We start from the raw sequence: 15,462 nt of genomic DNA, 5'->3' as shown, positions 1-15,462 counted from the left end.
GTTGAGTCATCGTGTGAGGCCTCTTTGAGATCGACCGAGCGGCCGACGCCCTTCAGCGTTCTACTCTGGAGCGCGCCGCTGCCTTTGAGCGGATGCAAGCCGTATCAAAGATACCGACCGAATCAAAAAATCCATCAAACCTCAAGAGTACGCCATGGAGCCACCTAAAACTGACGTAGTCGGAGCAGCAGATATCGAATCCGATGAGTATCTTGCCAACGTAGTCTGGGCGTCTTTGTCGGAAGCGCCGCAGGAGTGTGTCGAACGTTTTAAAGGCGGCGCGAGATACCGGCGAGAATTTGCGCCCTTTGGCGCTGCGCGTGAATATAGTGCAGAGAGCGTCGCCCAAATCGCAGCCATGTTGCCGCCCGGTCAGAGCCTTATCCTCTTTACTGCGATGAAACCAGAGATACCTTCTGGCTACGCTGTGACGCTCGACGCCAACGGCCACCAGATGATTGCAGAAAAAAAATTTCGGCAGTCTTCCGACGCCCGAGTTGTCCGCCTTGGACCCGACGACGTTTCGGACATGTTGCAGCTGGTCGAGATTACTCGACCGGGTCCTTTCAATTCGCGCACGAATGAGTTGGGCAACTTCTTCGGTATTCGCGAGAAAGGGCGACTTGTGGCCATGGCGGGAGAGCGCATGGCCGCGGGCAGGCACGTGGAGGTCAGCGCCGTATGTACGCATCCGGACTGGCGTGGTAAGGGGTTGGGACGACTGCTGGTGGAGCATGTATCGGCATCGATTCAGCAACACGACCGCATCCCGTTCTTGCACGTGTTCACGACGAATACTCCTGCTATTCGCCTGTACAGAGAGCTTGGCTTCCGGATTGCCCGAACTCTCCACGTGACAGCGATCGTACACTCGCCGGCTGGCGAAACCTGAACGACGAATTGCTAGAGCATGACCAGATAGCCAAGCGTCGGTGGGTCGGGTGTAGCGGCCCAGATAGTCGAGTACGTGTGGGGTGTCGCATAAGGGAGGCTTCGCATAGGCTATCCGCTCGGCTTATGCGGCCGACGTGAGAAAGGCGGCGAACGCCTGCACGTTGGCGACCGGTTGATCCTCCTGGAAGAAGCTCGCCTTCGATGTCGATGCCCGCTGCTTCTGCCTGTTTGCTGACCGACATTAACCCCGTGAGCGTTTGCATAGCGGAGTTGTCGCGGCAGCACTCGCGTGCTCGCGGGAACGATTACCTGCGGGGTAGCTATCAGATCGGGCCATACAGCAGGCTACGAGCGCCGATTCCGCAGTATGCTCTGCGCAGAACTAAGCACCTTCATGCTCAACCGGCCAATGCTAGCCGACCTGAGATAGCTCGCTGCTTGTCGCGAACCGCCGCGCGTAATCTTTTGGGCTTACCCCGAAGCGGCGTGCAAATGCCTTCCTTAGGACGTCGACGCTGTGATACCCGCTCCGACGACAGATCTCTTCCATCGATCGCTCCCCGAGTTCAAGCGAACGACAGACCGATTCGAGCCGGACGCGTTCGACGTATCTCGAGGGAGTGGTCTGCAATTCTCGATGGAAGATGCGCATCAGCGTCCTGACGCTGGTTGACAGGCGGGTTGCCAGTATCTCGACCGTAAGGTCCATATGCAGATGCTCACCGATCCAGAGGCACAATTCGTCCAGACTTGAATTATGCGTACGCTGTGACTGAAGTGCGACGCTAAACTGCGCCTGTCCTCCGGGACGGCGTAAAAACAGGACCAGATTTTTGGCAATCTCCAAAGCGAAGTCATTTCCCAGGTCTTCGCTCACAAGGGAAAGCGCGAGGTCTATTCCCGACGATATGCCCGCCGACGTGTACACATTGCCGTCTTTCACCCAGATCGGATCCGGATCAACCTGTACCTTGGGATAGTGCTCCGCCAGGCGCCGTGCCATGCCCCAATGAGTCGTCGCCCTGCGTCCGTCCAGAACGCCTGCAGCAGCCAGGGCAAACGCTCCGACACATATCGAGCACACGCGCCGTACTGTCTGCGAACGCATTCGGATCCACTCTATGGCTGTCTGATCAAGCTGATCGAATGTCCTGGAGCCCGCAGTCACGAGCAGCGTGTCGATCGGTTTGTTCGCACTACGCTCCTGTTCGAGAGTGCGATGCCCCATGAGCCCAATGCCTGTTTCGCTCTCCAGATGCACATTGGCAGCCGCGCAGACCAGTTCGAGTGCATAGGGGGCAGTTTTGCCGCCGTGCAACTGATTCGCCCACGCGAATACTTCCGCTGGGCCGATCACGTCGAGCGCGTCCACCGGAGGCAAGCCCAATATCACAACCCGCTTGGCCGTTGCGCCTGCAGGCGGGTCGAGCGGCTTCGTCCGTTTGCTCATAGAGGCGCATTCGCATGTTCATGCATAGGCAGCAATTGTGGCACGAATCGCCCAGAAACTGTCATTTCCGCCGTCCTCCAACTATCTAGACTGGACCTGCTATGCAACTTCACATGTCCGGAGGGCATGCCATGCGTGAACCTGTGATTGTCGGAGGAGTTAGTGCTCCGGACTCGGACATCGCCGCCAAAGCCGCTTCGCTCGTCGAAAGGGTCCATTCCACACCGATGATGCATCACGTGCATCGGACATGGTGGTTCGCCGAATTCCTCGGCAGGAGGCGAGGTCTGAAATACGATCGCGAAGCGGTGTACCTCGCGTCCCTGCTTCACGATCTGGGCCTTACGGATGAATTTGCCGCAGACCAACGCTTTGAAGTAGACGGCGCCGATGCGGCCAGCCGCCTTTTGCTGGCCCATGGCTACCCGGAATCGAAAACCGAACTCGTGTGGGACGCAATCGCGCTTCACTCTGCTGGTGGCCTCGCCGACCGCAAGCAGCCAGAAATCGCTCTCGTCTATATGGGCGCCCATCTCGACGTCTTTGGACTCTTTCTGGACGAAGTCACGCCCTCACTCATCGATGACACGCTCGCGCTTTACCCCCGTCTCGGATTTAAAGCGGCGTTTACCGAAGCGTTGGCTGAAGTTGCGAGAAAGAAACCCCATACGACTGTGGGCACTGGCATCGCCGATATCGGGCGTCGCCACGTACATGGTTTCGACATTCCGAACGTGTGCGATCTGATAAATCATGCTCCGTTTGAAAGCTGACATCACGCGTCGCTAGCGCGCACTCTGCCTGGGACACGACAGATGTGGCGCGCGAAGCGCGTTTCTGCGCTCCTCTCTTTCGCGCTCGGCCACGGTGTCAGTTGATGTTGGAAGGGCGCGCTTATGAACTAAGGCGCTGGCCCTGAACGTTGTGGGAGATCCGCTCGTGGCAGCAGTCCGTCTTCACGGAGCGCAAACAGGCAACAGCCGAAGAGCGGCCATTGCCCTGGCGCAGGCGGATTTCATCCTCGCCCAGTCAAACGCGATCATGCTGTATGCAGCGAGTCGATCTCGCAAAAGGCTAATACCTGATTCGGGCCCGGCAGCAGGCCTGTTTTTCGAGCGCCTGTTCTATTTCGTCACTGAAGTTATCGCACCCAACCGCAGCGCTTTTTCCCTGACACGGGAAGGTGACGAACACAGCGCCGGATTTTTAGCCGGCCGCTCGCTCGAGGCTCTCGTTCAGGCCGAACGATTCCTCAGTGACGCCCCATACATGGCGGGCGACGGCTTCACACTCGTCGACATCGGGGCCTACACGAGCGCCTTTGCAGTGCGGTATGAAATCGACTGGCCTGGATTGCCGTTGCTCAATGCCTGGTTCACGAGGATCCACGCGCTGCCCGGCGTCGTTCGTGGCAGGGGAGCGTCCTAGCGCGGCTCTCATTCAAGAACGGCAAGGTCTTACGATTCCACCCGAAAATTGCCTGCCGAGCCGTCAGCGTCAAAAAGAACTTGCAACTAGGAGCATATGCTTCTATATTGACTGCAAGGAGCATATGCTCTTAATTTCAAAGGATCAAGATCATGAACGAAACGACCATTCTTGTAAGCGGAGCAACCGGCCGTACCGGCGGTGCGGCCATCGACGAACTGCTCCGGATGGGCAGGCGTGTACGCGCTTACGTGCGCTCGGACGACGAGCGGGCAGCGGCGCTGAGGGCGCGTGGCGTTGAAATCGCCGTCGGCGATTTCTCCAACATCGATGACATCCGTGCGGCTATGGAGGGTGTCAGTTCCGCCTACTTCCTTCACCCGATCGCACCTGGGATTCTTGGCGCTGCAGCCTATTTCGCGCAGGCAGCGAAGGAAGCTGGCGTCACTGCGATCGTTAACATGTCGCAGATTTCGGCGCGGCGAGAGTCGACCAGCCATGCGGCACAGGACCACTGGATTTCGGAGCAGGTCTTCGACTGGTCGGGTGTGCCTACGACGCATCTGCGGCCCACCTTCTTTGCGGATTGGCTCGTCTACCCGCATTTCGCGAAGGAAATCTGGGCCAGAAAGAAGATTGATTTTCCCTTTGCGAACGGCCGCCATGCCCCGATCAGCACCGACGACCAGGGACGGGTTATTGCCCACATTCTGGCGAATCCCGCAGGCCATGGCGGCAAGACTTACACTCTCCACGGCCCGGTGGAGATGAACCATACGGAAATCGCTGCAGCGATGAGCGAGGTGCTCGGCGTGGCGATCGAATACGTTCCGACATCGATAGAAGATTTCAAGCGACAGATGGAGCAGGTGTACAAGTTCCCTCCGTTCCTTGTGCAGCACCTTGTCGAAGTCGCGCAGCACTATCGGGAAGGGGTGTTTCAGGGTACTAACGATGCCGTCGAGAAGATCACCGGCACGCCGGCGCTTTCCGTCCCAGCTTTCATTGAGAAGTATCGCAGCGCTTTCGCCTGACGAACGCGCAAAGAGCGTGGGCAATTTAACTAACGTTGAGGAGGAAACGAGATGCCGCCGGAAAACCAACCCATCGGGGTCGATCAATGCAACTGCTTTGCGGTGAGGAAGGCGGCACGTCAGATCTCGCGTCTTTACGACGCCTGTCTCCAGCCATCCGGCCTTCGCATCACGCAATTTCTTATCCTGGCGACCTTGAATGAACAGCGGAGCGCCTCGGTCAATGCCCTGGCCGAACGCCTCGACATCGAACGGACCGCGATGGGAAAGATGATCGGTTTTCTGGAGCGCGATGGTTTTGTGACGATGCGGCCGTCTCCCACGGACGGTCGCATTCGAATCGTCGAACTCACCCCGGAGGGAGCGGGTCTTTTTGAACGGGCGGCGCCGCTCTGGCGCGAGGCGCAGCATCAGTTCAGCGTCTTGAACGGGCCGAAAAATGTGGCCGTGCTGCGTCGCAGTCTTGCGCAGATGAAGGTCGACAATGGGACGGCATCTTCGCTTGAATGATCGCTTTTCTGGCTGTTTCGTCGACTGTGCGGTTCGAATCGACAGTACCTTGCGTTGCGATCTCAAACGTAGCCCTGCGGCAGGTCAGCTTTGCAAGCGGCAGACTGACGGCGGGAACGACTTAACCATACAGAGGACAATCTAATGTCGAAGACATGGTTCATCACAGGTGCAAGTAGCGGTTTTGGACGCGAGCTTGCAGAGCTCCTTCTCCAGCGCGGCGACCGCGTCGCGGCGACGGTTCGCAAACCCAATGCTCTCGAGGACCTTGCCGCGCAATATGGCGAACGTCTTTGGGTCGGCATCCTTGATGTCACGGACAGCTCAGCGGTGCGTAGGGTCATCGACCGCGCGTTTTCGGAGCTGGCGCGTATCGACGTCGTCGTAAGCAACGCGGGCTATGCCTTGTTCGGCGCCGCCGAAGAAGTCGGAGACGCGCAGATCGAGCGGCAGCTCGATACGAATCTGCTTGGTTCGATTCAGGTTGCGCGTGCGGCGATCCCCAACCTGCGGCGGCAAGGTGGCGGTCGAATCATCCAGATTTCGTCGTCAGTCGGCCAGGCGGCGTACCCGACCATGGGCGTCTACGCCGCCACCAAGTGGGGCATTGAGGGCTTTTTCGAAGGTACGAGGCCGGAGATCGCCCCGTTTGGCATCGAAGTGACGCTGGTCGAACCTGGCGCATCGCGCACCAGTTTCGCCTCATCGAGCGCGGACATGGCGCAGGCATTGGACGTGTATGACAAGACGCCTGCAGAAGAATTTCGCCGCATGACGGCGACAGCCGGCCTCGCCATGTTTCCGGGCGATCCACGCAAGGTTGCTTCGGCGATCATCGCATCGGCGGACCAGCAGCCAGCGCCGAAGCGGCTGACGTTGGGGAGTGACGCGTACGCACTCGTTCATAAAGCCCTGACTGAGCGTCTCACCATGCTCGAGGCCCAAAAGGAACTGGCGCATTCGACCGATGTAGACGGTTTGCGGCATGGGTAGCCGCTGGGCTCAGGCACTGCATACCAGCCGGCTGATATGCAGTGCGGAGCGGCCGGTTCGGAAGCTGAGGTCATCGTAGATGGACTTGGCGCAGCCATCGAAGTCGCCGATGTTCTGTGCACCGTCGATAGCTGCGATCCGCTCATGAAGCGCGTTCACAGGCATGACGACGAAAGTGTTCTGCTCAAGTCGTGCCGCTGACGGAATATGCGGACCGGGTGACGTGCAGTAAGCGGTCGACGAAGGACACCCTTCCATCGAGCGGCTGATTCACAGATTGACATCAGCACCCGGTGTAAAGACAAATCAAGATGGCTAACTCGTCAACTTCTTAACGATGGAACTCCGCCCTCGCTTCCAGTGACCTAAGAGCGGCGTTCTTAAAGACCGCATACGACGTGCAATGCAAATCTACACAGTCGAAGCGATGCACGCTGAGGTCTGTCCGCTGCCGTTGCGGGAAACCGTCCAGCCAAAGCCGCCGTCAGTGTTGAGAGCGCATCAATCGCCGAAACAGCCGTCAGTGATCGGCCAGTTTCGGCCCTTCAAGATTGCTCAGTGGAGGTCCGTTGACGATCAGCAATCAGCCATTGAAGATGCCTTTTCCAATTGCGCGGCATACGGCCGTCAGTTGGGAGTCCTTTCCCTTTTTGGGTCACGGCTAGCCGTACTGACCTTTGCTTGCCGGCCGGGCATTGCGCTCGCTCACGATAAAGCTATCGACCAGATCGCTGACTGCAAGGTGGAGATGCCGATCAGGCACATTTCATGTGGATAGCCAAATACGTCCGCGAGCAACTGGCCTGACTCCGCCATCAACGCGATCTCTTCGGGACGCTTGGTCATGTCAACGACACTTTGACGGCTTGCGCCACGACGCCTGCGGCTTTCAGTTCGCGGGTAGCTATTTCATTGAAGCACAGCGTCGGACTCATTTCGCGCAGCATGCCTCTCCTGATCCAGAAGGCCGCTTGCCCGTTGCTCGACCGGCAGGGCACTGTGCTTGCCTTACGTATCTGCTGAATGGCAACGAGTGGCCAGCTGGAGCCCCTATCGCGGCGCGGATCGATGCGCCGGAGACCTGGTCAGTGCCATCCGCGAACGAACGCGCGGAACTCGGCAGCAGGAAGCTGGCGACTGATGAGATAGCCTTGGACTACATCGCAGCCCTCCCTGGCGACCGTCCCCGCTGCTGCTCTGTTTCGACGCCTTCGGCAACGGTGGCCATGCCTACAGCATGCGCCAGCGTGATCACGGCCCGTATGATTGCTACCGCATTGGGTTCATTGCCAAGCGCCCACACGAGTGCTTTATCGATCTTCAGCGTGTTGATAGGCAACCGCACCAGATACGCGAGGTTTGAATAGCCGCAGCCAAAGTCGTCCAAAGAAGTCGAAATACCGGCTTGGCGCAAAACCGCGAGTATTGTCGAGGCCGACCCTCGACATGCATTGTGCGGCGGTTTGAACACGGGCCAGCCTCTAACTGATGATAATCGCAAGGCCGCTTTCTGGAACAAAAAATGCGCACGCCCGTTCATACCATGAGGAAAAGCGGATGAATCGGAGATACACCGACATCTGGAGGACGGGAGTCTGATGGCCAATGCGCAGAAAGGCCAAGCTCTAACTCTTTTGGTCGACCTGACTACCCATCTAGCCCGATGATGGAGCACTCGCGGTTTTAAACGGTTTGCTCAACCAAGTCGCGTAATTAGGGGATCGATTCAGACGTCGGGGCAATCTCAATGAGGGAGTGGGATGGCAAACCGTAATATCGTGGCTATTGGCGCGTCTACTGGTGGACTCGATGCACTATCTACTCTCGTGTCGGGTTTGGCACAAGATTTCCCAGCGGCCCTGTTGATTGTATTGCATACGGCACCGTCCAGCCCCCGCCTGCTTGCCGCGATCGTCAGCCGCTCTACTTCTCTGCCAGTCAGGTACGGCGAGGACGGCGATACACTTAAGAACGGGTGCATCTTCATTGCGCCACCCGATTGCCACATGATCGTCCGCGACCCATGCCACCTGGGATCTGACTGCGGTCCCAAGGTGCAATTTGTACGTCCGTCTATCGACAAGCTGTTTGAGTCGGTCGCCCAAGTTTTTGGCACTGGCGCGATCGGGGTCGTGTTGAGCGGCCGCGCTCACGACGGCTCGAATGGGCTTAGTGCAATCACCGCGGCCGGAGGCGTTGGTGTTGTTCAGGATCCTTTGGATGCACGGGCGGCCGAGATGCCCGCCAGTGCTATCGCGGGCGGCCACCCGAAATTCGTTCTGCCAGTAGAGCAGATAGCGTCGCTACTCTCGCGCCTCGTTCAAGAAGAGATTGATTCCTGAGATCGGGATCACTTCGTAAGAGGCGTTGCCCCTTACAAGCCCTTGACGGGTGGCGGCTTAGAGGACAAATGCGAACTGGCAAGCGTCGATATGGTCTGGCGGTTTCGGGACTCAGGCGGAAACTGGCGTGTTGAGAAGCTGCTGCTCCCAGAAATAGGCAATGCCGCTACCGGCAGCGTGCTGGCCCAACACTTCAGTCATCGCGCCCGCAGTTTCGGTACGAGCCCAGTCGCGTTGCCACTCGGCGGCCAGCGCCAGCCACGTCATCATGTTCGCGCCAGCCGCGATCATGCGCTGGATAGCGACCTGGTGCGCCTCCACAGATGTACCGCCTGATGCATCTGTGATGACCGTCGTATCCCAGCCTTCGCCGAGCGCCTGGATGACCGGCATTGCCACACAAATTTCGGTCCACAGACCGGCGATGACCAGTTGCTTGCGGCCCGTCGCTGCAACGGCGTCCACGACTTTCTTGTCTTCCCAAGTGTTAATGAGAGTTCGGTCGATCACCTCTTGGCCCGGGAAAACGTCGGTGATCTGCGGAAAGAGCAAACCGCCTCGCGCGGCCACGACGCTCGTGAGGATGGTCGGAACGCCAAAGAGCTTGGCCGACTTTGCCAAAGCAGTCGAGGCGTTCACAACGGATTGGGGATCGTGGCTGTTCAGGTTAGCGAGTTGGTATGGCTGGTGGTCGATCAAGACGAGTACTGAATCTTGCGGGCGGAGGAGCGAATTGAGGCCATTGCGAAATGCCATAAAAATCCTCGGTGTTTAAGAAAATGATGGGGTGTTCGTTTGAGACTCGCCGACAAGCAGCGGTCAATCGGATGTTGGCATTCTCTATTTCGCGACGCTAGACTATAATTTGGCGACGCGCTGTCGCGCCAAGTGGAACGCGGAATTGGACATCGAAGAACTTCAGACGTTTGTTGAGGTCGCGGACTCGGGCGGCGTTTCGCCCGCTGCGCGCCGTTTGGGAGTCTCAAAATCCATCGTTAGCCGGAGACTTTTGCGGCTTGAATCAGAGCTTGGCGTCCAGCTCCTGGCAAGGACAACCCGTGGCGCTGCTCTGACTGAAGCGGGCACAGCCTTTCGCGACCACGCCGCCCGCGTCGTTGCCGAGATCGACGCTGCCAGGGAGACGATTTCACCAGCCGGCCACCTGCGCGGCCGCTTGCGGATCGCAGCACCCCTCACGTTCGGCCCGACTCATTTATCACCTGTTCTGGCAGAAATGGCCCGCCGTCACCCGCTGCTGCACATTCACACCTGCTACAGTGACCGCATGGTCGATCTGATTGGGGAGGGCTATGACTGTGCGATTCGGATCGGCTACCTTCAGGATTCAAACCTCATCGCGAAGCGCGTTGGACCTATCTACGGAAAGCTCGTCGCAAGCCCCGACTATGTCAAAACGCACGGCGCACCTGAAACACCGGACGAGCTTCACGGTCACCAGGCTTTAATGCAGGGAACGGAAAGCTGGCGGTTTATGGATGGCGACAATGTCATAACCGTTCATCCGCGGGGACGTTTCAAGGCTGATAACGCCATCGCTATTGCTTCCGCCGCAGCGGCTGGGCTCGGCCTCGCATGGCTCCCCGACGGCGTAACGGATCAATACGTTGCTTCCGGCGCGCTCGTGCCGGTCATGTGTCGTTTCCCACCGCCGACCGCGGGTATATATGTCGTGCGCCCGCCCGGTCTTAACCCATCAGCGAAGGTCCGGGTCCTAACTGATATGCTCGTCGAGTGTTTTGACCAGCACGCCTAGACGCTTCGCGTCTCCGGGGCACTTCGAGTTCAAAATGACCAATTGAGTAGATGCCGCCGCGTGCATGGCTGGTTTTCGATGAAGTCATGAACGAGCGCGGTCCTGTCAGGGCAGGACGCCAGCTGCACCTATATTCCAGCCAGCGCGATGCGCTCGATCGGGATCTTCAGGAGCGCTTCCGTCGCCCGGAGTACTTGGAACAGCGGGTAGCTAACGCGGCTGCGCCGCTTGCCGGAACACGAAATGTTGGTGCAATCGTCGACCGGCGTGTACCCATGACGTGGCGAACTGGCGCAGATCCCAAAAACTTTCCGGCCGCGGCTCGGACGGCGGTTTCTCTGCCCCTTCGACCAGTCCGAAAGTGCCTATTGTGGCGTTATTCAGCGCGAGCGAACCACTACCACGGTCGCCGCCGACGCTCGTCGTCGAACCCACTCGCGGTCCGTTCGTACCTTCTCAACGGCCGTTCGCGCCGTTGGATCGATGTGGCCGAAGTGGGTCGGAAGTACGCGCTGGCGACTGTCCGCTCCTAGGCCGCGAGATTCCACTGGCCGCTTTCCGGCGATGAAACTGAAGAGCGGGCTGACGCTGCCCGAGCCGATGCGGACCTTCGCGATTCTCGATAGCGGCCATTGGAATCTGCCATTCCACGTCGCACTTGGGAAAGTGGATTCGGTCGCTCCGACGGCGGGCAAATGCCAGGAATTACAGAACGCTGGCCTGTCTGTCGATATTCACATAATTCACATAAATCTAACGTAAGCGCCCGGTCATCTCATCTTGAGTTGCGTTGAAAGTCTTGGGAGCATCGTGTGCACTTAAATAGGTGGACACGTGAACACTATTGAAGAAGGAGCGACGCTTGGCCGTCGACGACGTCGGCGCTACAGCGTCGAGTTCAAGGCTCAGGTAGTGGCAGCTTGCCAGGGGCCCGGGGTATCGCTCGCGGCCATCGCATTGCGCCACAAGCTGAACGCGAATCTGCTTCGACGGTGGGTCGACCAGGCCGAAACGAACGAATGTGTGCTGGTGGCGCGTCGCGACGTGGCAGCGCCATTGACAGCGGCGACGGCACCGGAATTCGTACCGTTGCCTCTTGAGACGCGAAGCAGGCGTACAGCGGAGATTCGCGTCGAGGTTCGTCGCGCAGACCAGTCGATAACGGTTAGCTGGCCAAGCTCGGAGGCAGCGCAATGCGCTGCCTGGCTGCGCGAGTGGCTTGCATGATCCGCATTGACCAGGTGTGGCTGGCAGTTGACCCGCTGGACATGCGGGCCGGCTTTGATACGGCACTGGGTCGGGTGATCACCGTGTTTGGCGCCGCGCATCCGCACCATGCTTACCTGTTCGCCAACCGGCGAGCCAACCGCCTGAAGGTGCTGGTTCACGACGGGATCGGCATCTGGCTTGCCGCACGGCGGCTCAACGAGGGGCAGTTCGTCTGGCCGCGCGCTGGTAGCGAGCCAAAGCAACACGCGCTCACGCAGGAACAGCTGGCCGGTCTAGTGGTGGGTTTGCCGTGGCAGCGTATCGGCGCGGACGGTGTAATCCGTGTCGTTTGAAAATGCCCGGGATGTAAACGGTTGCGCTTTCGCGCCCTCCGAGGTTCTGGCAGACTCGTCTGCATGGACCTGCCAGCCGACCTCAACGCTCTTAGCCCGGAACAGTTGCGTGCGCTCGCCACACGACTGATTGCGCGCGTCGAGGACCGGGACAGGGAGATTGAGGAGAGGACCCGGGAGGTCGGTGAGAAGGACCGGGAGCTACGGTACCGTCAGACCCGCATCGACCAGTTGACCCACGAGATATCGATTCTCAGACGCCATCAGTTTGGCAGGCGCAGCGAGCAGCTCAGCAGCGATCAGATGAACCTGCTGGATGAGGCGATTGACGCAGATCTCGCCGCCATTGAAGTTGAGCTCGACCAACTTCAGCCACAAGCCACAGCCGAGCCTCTACCCCAGCAACCGAAGCGTGCAGCGCTGCCGGCGCAATTGCCGCGCACAGAGATTCGCCATGAGCCGCATAGCACCGTATGCCAGTGTGGCTGCGAGCGCGTGCGTATCGGTGAGGACATCAGCGAGAAGCTGGACTACACGCCGGGCGTGTTCACCGTTGAGCGGCATATCCGTGGCAAGTGGGTGTGCAGAAACTGCGAAACACTGATGCAGGCCGCGGTGCCTGCGCACGTCATCGACAAGGGCATTCCGACCTCGGGGCTGCTGGCGTCAGTGCTGGTTGCCAAGTACGCTGACCACCTTCCCCTGTATCGTCAGGAGCATATCTTTGCGAGAGCGGGCGTCGCGATACCGCGCTCGACTTTGGGCGCATGGGTCGGTACGTGCGGCGTGCAGCTACAACCGCTGGTCGACGCGCTGCATGAAGAAATCCTGCAGCAGGGTGTGCTGCATGCGGATGAGACGCCGGTACAGATGCTCAGTCCCGGCAAAGGCAAGACACATTGCGCTTATCTGTGGGCGTATACACCGACGCACTACAGTGAGCTGCGCGCCGTGGTCTACGACTTCGCCGACAGCCGTGCAGGCGAACATGCTCGCGCGTTCCTCGCTGGCTGGCACGGCAAACTGGTATGCGACGACTATAGTGGGTACAAGGCTGGATTCCAGCAGGGCATCACTGAAATTGGATGTGCGGCCCACGCGAGACGCAAGTTCTTCGATCTGCACGCCAATCACAGCAGCCAGATCGCCGCGCAGGCGCTGCCGTTCTTCGCTGCGCTTTACGACATCGAGCGCGACGCTGCAGTGCTGCAAGCTGAGGAGCGCCACAAGCTTCGACAGAGTCGGGCCAAACCGGTCTGTGACGCACTTTACGAATGGATGATGGCACAGCGCAAGCTGGTCTCGGAAGGTTCGGCGATTGCCAGAGCGCTGGATTACAGTCTTAAACGATGGGAAGCGTTGACCCGCTATCTCGATGACGGCCACGTGCCTATAGATAACAATTGGGTCGAAAATCAGATACGTCCGTGGGCCATCGGAAGGGCGAACTGGTTGTTCGCCGGTTCGCTTCGAGCCGGCCAACGAGCCGCAGCCATCATGAGTTTGCTACGTTCAGCGCAACTGAATGGGCACGAACCACACGCCTATCTGAAAGACATCCTGACGCGACTGCCAACCCACAGGGCTAGCGATATCGCAGCCTTGCTGCCTCATCGCTGGCAGCCAGCCGTTGCTATCCGCTAGTTCAATTCGTCAAGATGTGTTTGCTGGCCGCTTACAATCTAACGTTGTTCATTGGATCTGGACATTTGTCGCGACCTTTAACGGCCCCATCGATAGCACCGGTGAGAGCACTCAGTTGCGAGCGTCAGGAGGCGGCCGCGAGCGTAGAGGGCAGCCGTCCACCAAAGAGACAGGCCGACTCGGTTGCGCTGGAAGAGGAAAACGCCCGCAGCCAAGGCTTAGGGGCGTTCTATGTCATCTACCGTTTTGCCCGGTCAAAAAGGCAATACATCGAAGCGGCGAGAGGAAGGTTGTTGACCTTCAGCAGGAAGTTTTAACTGTTCTCCGGCGTTCACACCGGAGCGTTATCGAGCTCCGGAATGCCACTTTGGCGGTCGGCGTAGGCGGCCTTGAAGCTCGGGCGTTGTTGCCAACGCTTCCAGTAGGCATCAAGAAATTCGAAACGCTCGTCGAGCGGAGTGGCGTTCACCGGGAACTTCGAGAACGCTATTGCGGTTGCCAGCGTGATGTCTGCGAAGGTCGGTTCCTGGCCGCCGAGCAACCATGCGCGGCCGTCTGACAGATGCTTGTTGACCAGCGCGGCGTGGGCCAATGCTTCCTTGCGGCAATGCTCGCCCCATGCCTCATTCTTCGTCAGTTCGAGCTTGAAGCCGAGCCCACTGTGCAACACATGGAAGGCGGTGACAATTCGGTACAGGATGTGTACCCAAATGCGGTTGTCCCACATGTTGTCCAAGCCTTGCTCTAGCGGGGTCTCGCCCATGATTTTTCGACCCGGATAGCTCTGGTCGAGGTATCGAACGACGGCGGCTGTTTCTGAAATAAAGCCACCATCAGCAAGCTGAAGCGTCGGCGTTTCGCCCCACGGATTCATTTTCAGGTGACGCCAGCCACGCTGTTCGCCGACCGGCGTCATGTCGTAGATGGTCTCGTCAAACTGCGCGGCAATGCCCTTTTCGTACATGAACAGCCGCAGGCGTTGCGGGTTGGGGAAGGCCGAAGGCGAAGTGAAGAGTTGAAGTTTCGAAGACATGGTGCGGCTCCTAAAGATTCGAAAAGAGTCTTTGCTGCCGCAGTTATCTACCTGCCACATGGTAGTCTCGCAGCGATCAAAAAAACCAACTGACGTTGGTGTGGCCCTTCAAGCAAATAAATCTACCTGCCACTTGGTAGGTTGCAATTTATCGGATAGAATTCGGCCTGTCAACACTATTTTTACTGAGGGGTCTTGTTGTGAAAAGTGACGGTGGCTCGAATTCAAGAGAGCAAATCCTCGCTGCCGCGACCAGGGTCGCCGGTGCCCACGGCTACGGCGGCCTGAATTTTCGTGACATCGCGGCAGAAGTCGGCATCAAAGCTGCCAGCGTCTATCATCACTTTCCCTCCAAGGCCGACCTGGGAGCCGAGGTGGCGAAACGCTATTGGGAGCAGTTCTCCGCGATGCTTGCCGCCAGATTGGCCGCGTCGGGCGACCCGATCGTATGTTTGCGCGAATACCCTGATACCTTCCGGTCGGCGCTTCAGAATGGCAATCGCATGTGCTTGTGCAGTTTCATGGCTGCCGAGTACGACGACCTGCCAGACACAGTGAAGAAGGAAGTTCAGACGTTCGCCGATGTCAACATCAGTTGGCTGGCGAAAGTGCTCATCGCAGCCGGCGGGGTGGCAAAAGAAGAGAGTGAAGAACGGGCTCGCGCCATCTATGCGGCTATTGCTGGCGCTCAGCTCATGGCGAGAAGCCGTTCTGACATCACGATTTATGATTCGGTAGTCCGGAACTACCGTCAGGCCGGCCTTCTCCCGAGTTAGGGAAGCCGGCACCGTCCAGACA

At 58.7% G+C, this 15,462-nt stretch carries 17 protein-coding genes and 1 pseudogene; 12 read left to right on the top strand and 6 right to left on the bottom strand.

The window, feature by feature from the left end:
- Positions 1-154: 154 nt before the first annotated feature.
- Positions 155-892: a GNAT family N-acetyltransferase gene (locus C8K18_RS15360; RefSeq protein WP_006047420.1), complete on the top strand. Its 738-nt coding sequence runs from the start codon at positions 155-157 to the stop codon at positions 890-892.
- Between the two features lie 414 nt (positions 893-1,306).
- On the opposite strand, the gene C8K18_RS15355 is transcribed toward C8K18_RS15360, so the two are convergent.
- On the bottom strand, positions 1,307-2,344 hold the full coding sequence (locus C8K18_RS15355) for a GlxA family transcriptional regulator (protein WP_107708014.1): 1,038 nt from the start codon (positions 2,342-2,344) through the stop codon (positions 1,307-1,309).
- Positions 2,345-2,475: 131 nt separating this feature from the next.
- On the opposite strand from C8K18_RS15355, the gene C8K18_RS15350 reads away from it, so the two are divergent.
- The 5 genes from C8K18_RS15350 (at position 2,476) to C8K18_RS15330 (ending at position 6,309) form a co-directional block, all read left to right on the top strand.
- Positions 2,476-3,117, top strand: a complete 642-nt coding sequence (locus C8K18_RS15350) for an HD domain-containing protein (protein WP_006047418.1) — start codon at positions 2,476-2,478, stop codon at positions 3,115-3,117.
- Between the two features lie 166 nt (positions 3,118-3,283).
- A complete protein-coding gene (locus tag C8K18_RS15345; RefSeq protein ID WP_132384635.1) occupies positions 3,284-3,772 on the top strand; it encodes a glutathione S-transferase family protein in 489 nt (162 codons plus the stop codon).
- Positions 3,773-3,924: 152 nt separating this feature from the next.
- A complete protein-coding gene (locus C8K18_RS15340; RefSeq protein WP_107708010.1) occupies positions 3,925-4,806 on the top strand; it encodes an NmrA family NAD(P)-binding protein in 882 nt (293 codons plus the stop codon).
- A 51-nt stretch (positions 4,807-4,857) separates the two neighbouring features.
- Positions 4,858-5,316, top strand: a complete 459-nt coding sequence (locus tag C8K18_RS15335) for a MarR family winged helix-turn-helix transcriptional regulator (RefSeq protein ID WP_006047415.1) — start codon at positions 4,858-4,860, stop codon at positions 5,314-5,316.
- A 144-nt stretch (positions 5,317-5,460) separates the two neighbouring features.
- Entirely contained in the window at positions 5,461-6,309 is an 849-nt protein-coding gene (locus tag C8K18_RS15330; protein WP_107708008.1) for an SDR family oxidoreductase, read from the top strand.
- A gap of 664 nt (positions 6,310-6,973) precedes the next feature.
- Here the strand turns inward: C8K18_RS15330 and C8K18_RS15325 are convergent.
- From C8K18_RS15325 to C8K18_RS15315, 3 genes and pseudogenes are all read right to left on the bottom strand, one after another.
- Positions 6,974-7,155: pseudogene (locus C8K18_RS15325) on the bottom strand (type I methionyl aminopeptidase); the annotation flags it as partial.
- Entirely contained in the window at positions 7,152-7,334 is a 183-nt protein-coding gene (locus C8K18_RS15320; RefSeq protein ID WP_107708006.1) for a hypothetical protein, read from the bottom strand. The gene C8K18_RS15320 and the pseudogene C8K18_RS15325, both read right to left, overlap by 4 nt.
- A gap of 131 nt (positions 7,335-7,465) precedes the next feature.
- Entirely contained in the window at positions 7,466-7,780 is a 315-nt protein-coding gene (locus C8K18_RS15315) for an EAL domain-containing protein (protein WP_258196129.1), read from the bottom strand.
- Positions 7,781-8,069: 289 nt separating this feature from the next.
- Between C8K18_RS15315 and C8K18_RS15310 the strand changes: the two genes are divergently transcribed.
- Positions 8,070-8,651 (top strand): chemotaxis protein CheB, encoded by a 582-nt coding sequence (locus tag C8K18_RS15310; protein ID WP_107708004.1) that lies wholly within the window; start codon positions 8,070-8,072, stop codon positions 8,649-8,651.
- Positions 8,652-8,762: 111 nt separating this feature from the next.
- On the opposite strand, the gene C8K18_RS15305 is transcribed toward C8K18_RS15310, so the two are convergent.
- Positions 8,763-9,407 (bottom strand): hydrolase, encoded by a 645-nt coding sequence (locus C8K18_RS15305; RefSeq protein ID WP_107708002.1) that lies wholly within the window; start codon positions 9,405-9,407, stop codon positions 8,763-8,765.
- A 145-nt stretch (positions 9,408-9,552) separates the two neighbouring features.
- On the opposite strand from C8K18_RS15305, the gene C8K18_RS15300 reads away from it, so the two are divergent.
- The 4 genes from C8K18_RS15300 to C8K18_RS15280 all read left to right on the top strand — a co-directional run bounded on the left by C8K18_RS15300 (position 9,553) and on the right by C8K18_RS15280 (position 13,631).
- Positions 9,553-10,425 (top strand): LysR family transcriptional regulator, encoded by an 873-nt coding sequence (locus C8K18_RS15300; RefSeq protein ID WP_107708000.1) that lies wholly within the window; start codon positions 9,553-9,555, stop codon positions 10,423-10,425.
- A gap of 834 nt (positions 10,426-11,259) precedes the next feature.
- The gene (locus tag C8K18_RS15290; protein WP_165919879.1) at positions 11,260-11,652 is read left to right on the top strand and encodes a transposase; all 393 of its coding nucleotides are present in this window, start codon (positions 11,260-11,262) and stop codon (positions 11,650-11,652) included.
- On the top strand, positions 11,649-11,987 hold the full coding sequence (tnpB, locus tag C8K18_RS15285) for an IS66 family insertion sequence element accessory protein TnpB (RefSeq protein WP_161966615.1): 339 nt from the start codon (positions 11,649-11,651) through the stop codon (positions 11,985-11,987). Before C8K18_RS15290 ends, tnpB begins: the two co-directional genes overlap by 4 nt.
- Positions 11,988-12,050: 63 nt before the next feature.
- Positions 12,051-13,631, top strand: a complete 1,581-nt coding sequence (locus tag C8K18_RS15280) for an IS66 family transposase (protein ID WP_107707995.1) — start codon at positions 12,051-12,053, stop codon at positions 13,629-13,631.
- A gap of 331 nt (positions 13,632-13,962) precedes the next feature.
- Here C8K18_RS15280 and C8K18_RS15275 read toward each other — a convergent pair whose 3' ends face one another.
- Entirely contained in the window at positions 13,963-14,664 is a 702-nt protein-coding gene (locus tag C8K18_RS15275) for a glutathione S-transferase family protein (RefSeq protein ID WP_107707991.1), read from the bottom strand.
- 200 nt (positions 14,665-14,864) lie between these two features.
- Here C8K18_RS15275 and C8K18_RS15270 point away from each other — a divergent pair, with 200 nt between their 5' ends.
- Positions 14,865-15,440 carry a TetR/AcrR family transcriptional regulator gene (locus C8K18_RS15270; protein ID WP_107707989.1) on the top strand — a complete coding sequence of 192 codons (576 nt, stop codon included), beginning with the start codon at positions 14,865-14,867 and terminating at the stop codon, positions 15,438-15,440.
- Positions 15,441-15,462: the final 22 nt, after the last annotated feature.

The sequence above is a fragment of the Paraburkholderia sp. GV068 genome, assembly GCF_003058125.1.
Classification (GTDB): Bacteria; Pseudomonadota; Gammaproteobacteria; order Burkholderiales; family Burkholderiaceae; genus Paraburkholderia; species Paraburkholderia graminis.
The sequence above is the reverse complement of the archived record's forward strand: the minus strand, read 5'-3'. Positions and strand labels throughout refer to the sequence as shown.

Excerpts from the sequence above, each read along its gene's own strand:
- C8K18_RS15305 (WP_107708002.1), bottom strand. The coding sequence starts at position 9,407 with ATGGCATTTCGCAATGGCCTCAATTCGCTCCTCCGCCCGCAAGATTCA.
- C8K18_RS15335 (WP_006047415.1), top strand. The coding sequence starts at position 4,858 with ATGCCGCCGGAAAACCAACCCATCGGGGTCGATCAATGCAACTGCTTT.
- C8K18_RS15330 (WP_107708008.1), top strand. The coding sequence starts at position 5,461 with ATGTCGAAGACATGGTTCATCACAGGTGCAAGTAGCGGTTTTGGACGC.
- C8K18_RS15355 (WP_107708014.1), bottom strand. The coding sequence starts at position 2,344 with ATGAGCAAACGGACGAAGCCGCTCGACCCGCCTGCAGGCGCAACGGCC.
- tnpB (WP_161966615.1), top strand. The coding sequence starts at position 11,649 with ATGATCCGCATTGACCAGGTGTGGCTGGCAGTTGACCCGCTGGACATG.
- C8K18_RS15310 (WP_107708004.1), top strand. The coding sequence starts at position 8,070 with ATGGCAAACCGTAATATCGTGGCTATTGGCGCGTCTACTGGTGGACTC.
- C8K18_RS15340 (WP_107708010.1), top strand. The coding sequence starts at position 3,925 with ATGAACGAAACGACCATTCTTGTAAGCGGAGCAACCGGCCGTACCGGC.
- C8K18_RS15280 (WP_107707995.1), top strand. The coding sequence starts at position 12,051 with ATGGACCTGCCAGCCGACCTCAACGCTCTTAGCCCGGAACAGTTGCGT.
- C8K18_RS15360 (WP_006047420.1), top strand. The coding sequence starts at position 155 with ATGGAGCCACCTAAAACTGACGTAGTCGGAGCAGCAGATATCGAATCC.
- C8K18_RS15350 (WP_006047418.1), top strand. The coding sequence starts at position 2,476 with ATGCGTGAACCTGTGATTGTCGGAGGAGTTAGTGCTCCGGACTCGGAC.
- C8K18_RS15275 (WP_107707991.1), bottom strand. The coding sequence starts at position 14,664 with ATGTCTTCGAAACTTCAACTCTTCACTTCGCCTTCGGCCTTCCCCAAC.